General features: G+C 39.4%; 5 protein-coding genes. 1 reads left to right on the forward strand and 4 read right to left on the reverse strand.

Features of this window, described 5'->3' with window-relative positions; translation table 11 throughout:
- Positions 1 to 10 precede the first annotated feature (10 nt).
- Positions 11 to 739, forward strand: coding sequence for a SagB/ThcOx family dehydrogenase (locus FJR37_RS17230; RefSeq protein WP_168466628.1), 729 nt, complete (start codon positions 11 to 13; stop codon positions 737 to 739).
- Positions 740 to 788: 49 nt separating this feature from the next.
- Here the strand turns inward: FJR37_RS17230 and FJR37_RS17235 are convergent, their stop codons facing one another.
- From FJR37_RS17235 to FJR37_RS17250, 4 genes are all read right to left on the reverse strand, one after another.
- Entirely contained in the window at positions 789 to 1,625 is an 837-nt protein-coding gene (locus tag FJR37_RS17235) for a carbohydrate ABC transporter permease (RefSeq protein WP_039203644.1), read from the reverse strand.
- Positions 1,622 to 2,524, reverse strand: coding sequence for a carbohydrate ABC transporter permease (locus FJR37_RS17240; RefSeq protein ID WP_371416132.1), 903 nt, complete (start codon positions 2,522 to 2,524; stop codon positions 1,622 to 1,624). Before FJR37_RS17240 ends, FJR37_RS17235 begins: the two co-directional genes overlap by 4 nt.
- Positions 2,525 to 2,804: 280 nt before the next feature.
- Complete coding sequence (locus FJR37_RS17245) at positions 2,805 to 4,055, reverse strand: ABC transporter substrate-binding protein (RefSeq protein WP_039203643.1); 1,251 nt, start codon at positions 4,053 to 4,055, stop codon at positions 2,805 to 2,807.
- Between the two features lie 191 nt (positions 4,056 to 4,246).
- Positions 4,247 to 6,304, reverse strand: coding sequence for a VWA domain-containing protein (locus tag FJR37_RS17250; RefSeq protein ID WP_039203642.1), 2,058 nt, complete (start codon positions 6,302 to 6,304; stop codon positions 4,247 to 4,249).
- Positions 6,305 to 6,413: the final 109 nt, after the last annotated feature.

Raw genomic sequence — 6,413 nt, forward strand, 5'->3', positions numbered from 1 at the left:
AATTAGAACAATGCACACAGTCAATGAACCTCTGGAGTTAGCTCTTTTGTATCATTTGAACTCTCCAGTCCCGAAAAGTTATGTTAAGCGTGTTCCGGCTACTGAACTGCGATATCTGCCAGAAGCTCCTTTTCTGGAATTGCCACCAGCACCACGGGATAACCCGCTGTCGGAACTTTTAGCACGGCGTAGTTCTGTGCGATCATTTGAAAATCAGGTGATGCCACTCGTCTCCTTAGCGCAACTACTGGATGCAGGGTGTGGACTCAATGGACTGCGTGAGGTAGATAATCAATGCTATGAGGCTCGCAACTCTCCTTCTGCGGGAGGATTGTATCCCCTGGAGGTGTTCGTATCTACACAAGCAGTGGAGGGTTTGGTTGCCGGACTTTATCACTATGAACCTCGCGGACACGGTTTACATTGGGTGAATGATGCTGTACCAACAGATTTTGTAGAAGCATTTTTGCAGCAGGATTATATTGTCAATGCCAATGCTCTGTTTGTGTTCACGTCGGTTTTTATGCGCTCAATGGGCAAATATGGAGCGCGAGGCTATCGTTTTGCACTTTTGGAAGCTGGTCATCAAGCTGAAAACATAAGTTTAATGGCTGTGCAATTGGGGCTGGACAGTCTTTGTCTCGGTGGATTTCATGATATGAGTTTGAACGCTATGTTGGGGATTGATGGGCAACGTCATGCGGCTATTTATTGTGTTGCTGTGGGCAGGAAAGGATGAATTTTTGCACGCAGAGGCGCAGAGGCGCAGAGAGGAAGAGTTTGAGGAATTATTCTTTACTACCGGTAAAGGTAATACCTTGAATTAAGTAGCGGTTAAAGAAGGCATAAATGGCTAAACCGGGCAGGGTGAATACCATTGAGGCTGCCATAATGTAGTTCCAATAGCTGATATATTGACCTTTAAAGGTGTTTAGTCCCAAGGGTAAGGTGAACATTTCTGGGTCAAAAAGAATGACTACGGGCAGTAAAAAATTATTCCAACTGCCCATAAATACAAAAATCGCTTGTGCGGCTAATGCTGGTCTGGCTAGAGGTAAAACTATGTGCCAAAAAATTCCCCAGGCATTTAAACTATCTAGTTGACCGGCTTCTTCTAATTCTCTAGGGAAATTAACAAAGAATTGCCGCATCATGAAAATAAAAGTAGCATTAACCATACTCGGAACTATCATCCCTGGGTATGAATTTAACCAGCCGATGGCTTTGAGAATTAAAAATGTGGGAATCAGGGTAATTTGTGCTGGAACTACTAAGACTGTCAAAATTAGGAAGAACCAGAAACTTTTACCATGAAAATGTAATCTGGCTAGGGCATAACCTGCCATTGAGTTAAATAGTAAGTTTAAAATTGTGACGGTAATGCCAATAATTACACTATTAAATAACCATCGCCAAAATAAAGGTTCTTGCAGAAATATCTGTTTGTAATTATCAAGAGTAAAATGTTTGGGGATGAAATTAAACTCACCACTAATGATTTCAGGAAGGGGCTTAAATGATGCGGAAAATGCCCAAAGAAAGGGAATTATGGTGATAATTCCGTAAGCTGTAAGGAAGATATATAATAGAACTTTAAGCCAGAAATTATTAAGGATTTTATTCAAATTTTATAACCTCCGAAGAATTGTCTCTGAATTAATGTGAGGATAATAATTACAGATGCTAGTAAAAAGGCGATCGCTGCACCATATCCCATCTGTAAATTCCGAAATACGGTTTGATAAATTAGTAAAACTAAGGTGAGAGTGGCGTTATTTGGTCCGCCAGTTCCTCCAGAAAATATATAAGATTGATCAAATAATTGAAAAGTCCCAATTATCCCCATCGCTATAACGAAGAAAGTCACAGGTTGCAATAAAGGTAAGGTAATATAAAGAAACTGTTCCCAACTATTCGCACCATCAAGTTCTGCTGCTTCGTAAAGGGTTTGGGGGATGTCCTGTAAAGCTGCTAAATAAATCACCATAAAAAACGGTGCTGTTGACCAAATATTCATGATCATAATCCCTTTGAGGGCAACAGATGGATCTCCTAACCAATTATAAATAGGTAATTTTAGGAAAGCTAAAAAATTGTTTAGGAGTCCATTTGTGTTATAAATCCACATAAAAATTAGTGTCAATACGGCGGAAGATGTGACTGTTGGTAAAAAGTAAAGAATTCGCCACCAATTTTTCCCGCGAATGCCAGAATTGAGTGTTACAGCTAAACCTAAAGCTAAAATAGTTTGAGTGGGAACAACAATGGCTACATATTCTGCGGTATTTTTTAAAGCAATTCCTACTCTTTCATCTGTTAGCAATCTTTGGAAATTACCTAATCCGAAAAACTGGTAATGAATCCCTCCTAGCATTTGTACTTTGTGTAAGGAAAGAAATACGGCATAGAGAATAGGCAAAATTACAAATGTGCCTAAAACTAAAATACTGGGAGTTATGAATAAATAAGCTGTTAAATTTTCTTTAATTTGTCTATTACAGTGATATTCGGGTAAATTAAACACATTTTTATATCTCATGCAAAGGAAGAAAGGATTGAAGAAGGAGTCAGTAGCCAGGAGTCAGAATCAATCAGTCGAGGATTCAAACCTGCGACTGATTAAAGACCACCAAATCTACGATTTGGTGGGGGTCTTAAACCCAGTTATTCATCCGCCACTGGCACAGAATTCATTCTGAATTCTGACTCCTGAATTCTGTTCGATAAAAAATCAGAGTCTGGCACAAATTTTAATTACAAAGTCTTGCATCTAAAGAGTTTTATTGCTGACTGGTAAACACTCACTACATATCTGCCTGAATTTGTTGGTTGGCTGCATTTTGCGCTTTTAACATTGCCTGTTTTAATGGTTGTTGTCTTAACAAAACACTAATAAATTGATTATCAAAGTTGTTGATAATTGCGGCGGGATACTTGCCTAATTGCCAGGGTGTAGCATAATTAACTCCTGCTACTAGTGATGCTCTGAGAGGATCTTGATCATATCCTAATTGTTGTGCTACTGATTTACGGGCTGGTAATGCAAATCCTTTCCTTGTCCATTTTTTCATGCCTTCTTTACCTGTTAAGTAGGAAATGAGTTTCCACGCTGCAAGTTTATGGGGCGCTTGTTTATTCATGACATAAGCAACGGTAAAAACCATTGTTGCTTGCTGATTATTAATTTTAGGGATCTCTGCTGTCGCAAATTCTAGTTTGGGAAAGGTTTCTTGCAAATAGGGAATTGCCCAATTACCCTCAATTACCATTGCTACTTTATTTTGTCCAAACATTTCACTCCCTGAATTTGTACCGACATCAGATTTTTGAGCGGAAGAACGGTCTTTTTGATATTGATTAATGACTAATTCTAAACCTTGCAAACCTGGATCATTGGCAAAGGTAGCATAACCATTTTTATCAATAATTTCTCCGCCAAAAGCTGTAATTTTATATGCCTGACGGGCTAATTCGGGAATTTCTCCAAAGCCATATTTATTCAGTTTGCCTGTTAGTTGTTTTGCATAGGTGCGGAGTTGTTCCCATGTGGTTGGTGGATTGGTTAAACCAATTTGAGTAAATGCTTGTTTGTTATAAAATAGGGCTAGGGTGGAATAGTCTTTAGGTAAACCATAAATATGATTTTGGTAGGTAAAATTGTTGAGGAGGTTGGGTTCTATGTCTGTGATGTCAAATTTGGCGTTAATGTATTTATCAAGGGGTTCTAGGACATTCTGACCCATTAAAAAAGGGGCTTCTAAAGTGTCAAGATAAAATACATCTGGTGCGGCTTCTCCTACTAGACGGGTTTTAATCACATCCATATATTGATCGGCGATCGCTTCATATTTGACTTTTATCTGGGGATGCTGCCTTTCAAAGTCTTGGATTACCTCTTTTAACAGTGTTTGTTCTAGGGGATTACCTGTCCAACCACTGAGTTTGACGGTAATGGGTGGGGGTGATTTTGGTAATAGCAAATTATGACAACTAATAAGAGCGATCGCTATTGTTATTACCAATCCTAAAAAATTAAATAATCTCTTTTTGAACACGATTTAATTGAGATTAATTCAGAATTGATATGGTTACTAATTTATTTCCTCTGCTGCCATAGATCATCTTTCTAGAGGATGGTTTTATAGCAATAAGATCCCCAACTTCTTTAAGAAGTCGGGGATCTGACTCTTGTAATGTTCACAAATCAAATAAGATTACTATATTTCCTTAACTGCTCAGTATTGCATCACTTTCTGATCATCAAATCTCTATATTTCTCCACCAAGCGAATAAACTCACCTCGATAACCTTCCTGATCTTCTCCCTGACCTTGAGTTGCCAATTTGATCACTAAATCATAGTTAGCATTCCCCTTGTACTCAGAATCACGTAATATCATCCCAAAAGTTGCCACAGCAGCCGCAAATCTTAAATTCGTGGAGGGGATTTGGTTAACTTTGAAATCGCTATCTTTGATAGTCTGAGTAATTAATTGACTGGTAATATCTTGAGGTAATTTATAGCGAAGTTTCACCAACATCATCTCATTATCGGCAGTATTGGTTGCAGTTACACCAGAACGCTGATAACGCAAAGGATCTACCTCTGGTAGTTTCACGTCACTCTTCGTGCCAGTAGGAATAATTTCATACAATGCTGTCACAGAATGACCAGCACCAATTTCTCCTGCATCTTTTTTATCATCATTGAAATCTTGGTTTTGCAATAGGCGGTTTTCATAGCCAATTAAGCGGTATGCTTGCACTTTAGCTGGATTAAATTCCACCTGAATTTTCACATCCTTGGCAATGGTAAACAGCGTTCCCCGAATGTCATTAACTAGGACTTTTTTAGCTTCCAATAAGGTATCAATATAGGCGTAGTTACCATTACCCTTATCAGCTAGTTGTTCCATTTTGCTATCTTTATAGTTGCCGGTGCCAAATCCCAAAACTGTGAGAAAAATTCCCTGGTCTCGTTTTTGTTCAATTAATCTGGTCAATTCGGCATCACTGGAAACCCCGACGTTAAAATCTCCATCGGTAGCTAAAATAACTCGATTATTACCTAATTTGAGGAAGTTTTGTTTGGCAATTTTGTAAGCTAATTCAATCCCCTGACCACCAGCAGTAGAGCCTCCAGCCTGTAAGCGGTCAATGGCTGCGAGAATTTTCGTTTTCTGATTTCCAGGGGTAGCAGGTAAGACTACACCTGCATTTCCGGCATAAACTACTAAACTTACCCTGTCTTCAGGACGTAACTTATTGACTAGCAATTTTAAAGACTGTTGCACCAAGGGTAATTTGTCAGGTTCACCCATAGAACCGGAGACATCAATCAAAAATACGAGGTTGCTGGGTGGTAAGGTTTCACTCTCTAAGCGTTTACCTTGTAAACCTACCTGTACTAATTTATGTTGGGGATTCCAGGGAGCAGCAGTCACTTCAGTGGTGACGGAAAAAGGTCGATTTCCTGTGGGTTGAGGATAATTATAGGGGAAGTAGTTAATCAATTCCTCTATCCGTACGGCATCTTTGGGTGGTAATTGCCCTTGGGTAATAAACCGTCGCATATTACTGTAGGCTGCTGTATCTACATCTATAGAAAAAGTGGAAAGAGGGTCATTATCAACACGATGAAAGGGATTATCATCAATGCGGTTATAGTTCTCTGTGTTGAATTTACCACCTGTTTGAGGTTCGGGGGCAACTAAGGCATTAATACTGCTACCAGCTTGGATTTTAGAAATCCGGGGACGGTTAACAGTAGACATCACCGGTGAACTAGGGGGTAATGGCATGACTACGCCTGATGGTTTAGTCTTAGGAGTAGATTGGTCTTGAATGCGTTCTCTGGTAGGTTGAATAGGGGCGATATTGGTACGAGTTTCTAATTTATCTACATCTTGGGAATTGTTGAGAATTGCTAACTCTGGGGCAAATTCTTTTTGTAAGCGTTGTAGGGTTTGTAGGTCTGTTTTGGCTACTGTGGTGGGGTTACTTACTATAAGTTCATTGATGCGTTGTGAACAAGTATTCAAGACTGTAGCAAATTCCGTGCGGGTGACGGGAATAGTACCAAAGTTAGGAATGGAAACGACGCAACTATAATTATTGGCTAATGCTTGAAGTGCTTGGTAGTTGAGGTGATTGGGTAAAATGGAGTTGGCTGATGTGGTTGAATTGGGGGGAATTGCAACTGTCATGGACTGACGGAAAACGGCAATTCCTACTGTTGGTAGTAATAAAAGTAGTGTTAAAATACTGACGCGCTGCCACATTTTGGACGGAATCGGGTAAGACATTGCTAAATCCTCACACTAAAGAAAGATGTTTGCTTTTTTGCACTTACCTATAATAGTCCTGGGCAGCTTGAAATTTAGTTACCGTTACAGTTTTGGTAACTGTAAGGGG

It is taken from the genome of Aphanizomenon sp. UHCC 0183 (genome assembly GCF_009712065.1).
In the GTDB taxonomy this organism is placed as follows: domain Bacteria; phylum Cyanobacteriota; class Cyanobacteriia; order Cyanobacteriales; family Nostocaceae; genus Dolichospermum; species Dolichospermum heterosporum.

Excerpts from the sequence above, each read along its gene's own strand:
- FJR37_RS17230 (WP_168466628.1), top strand. The coding sequence starts at position 11 with ATGCACACAGTCAATGAACCTCTGGAGTTAGCTCTTTTGTATCATTTG.
- FJR37_RS17250 (WP_039203642.1), bottom strand. The coding sequence starts at position 6,304 with ATGTCTTACCCGATTCCGTCCAAAATGTGGCAGCGCGTCAGTATTTTA.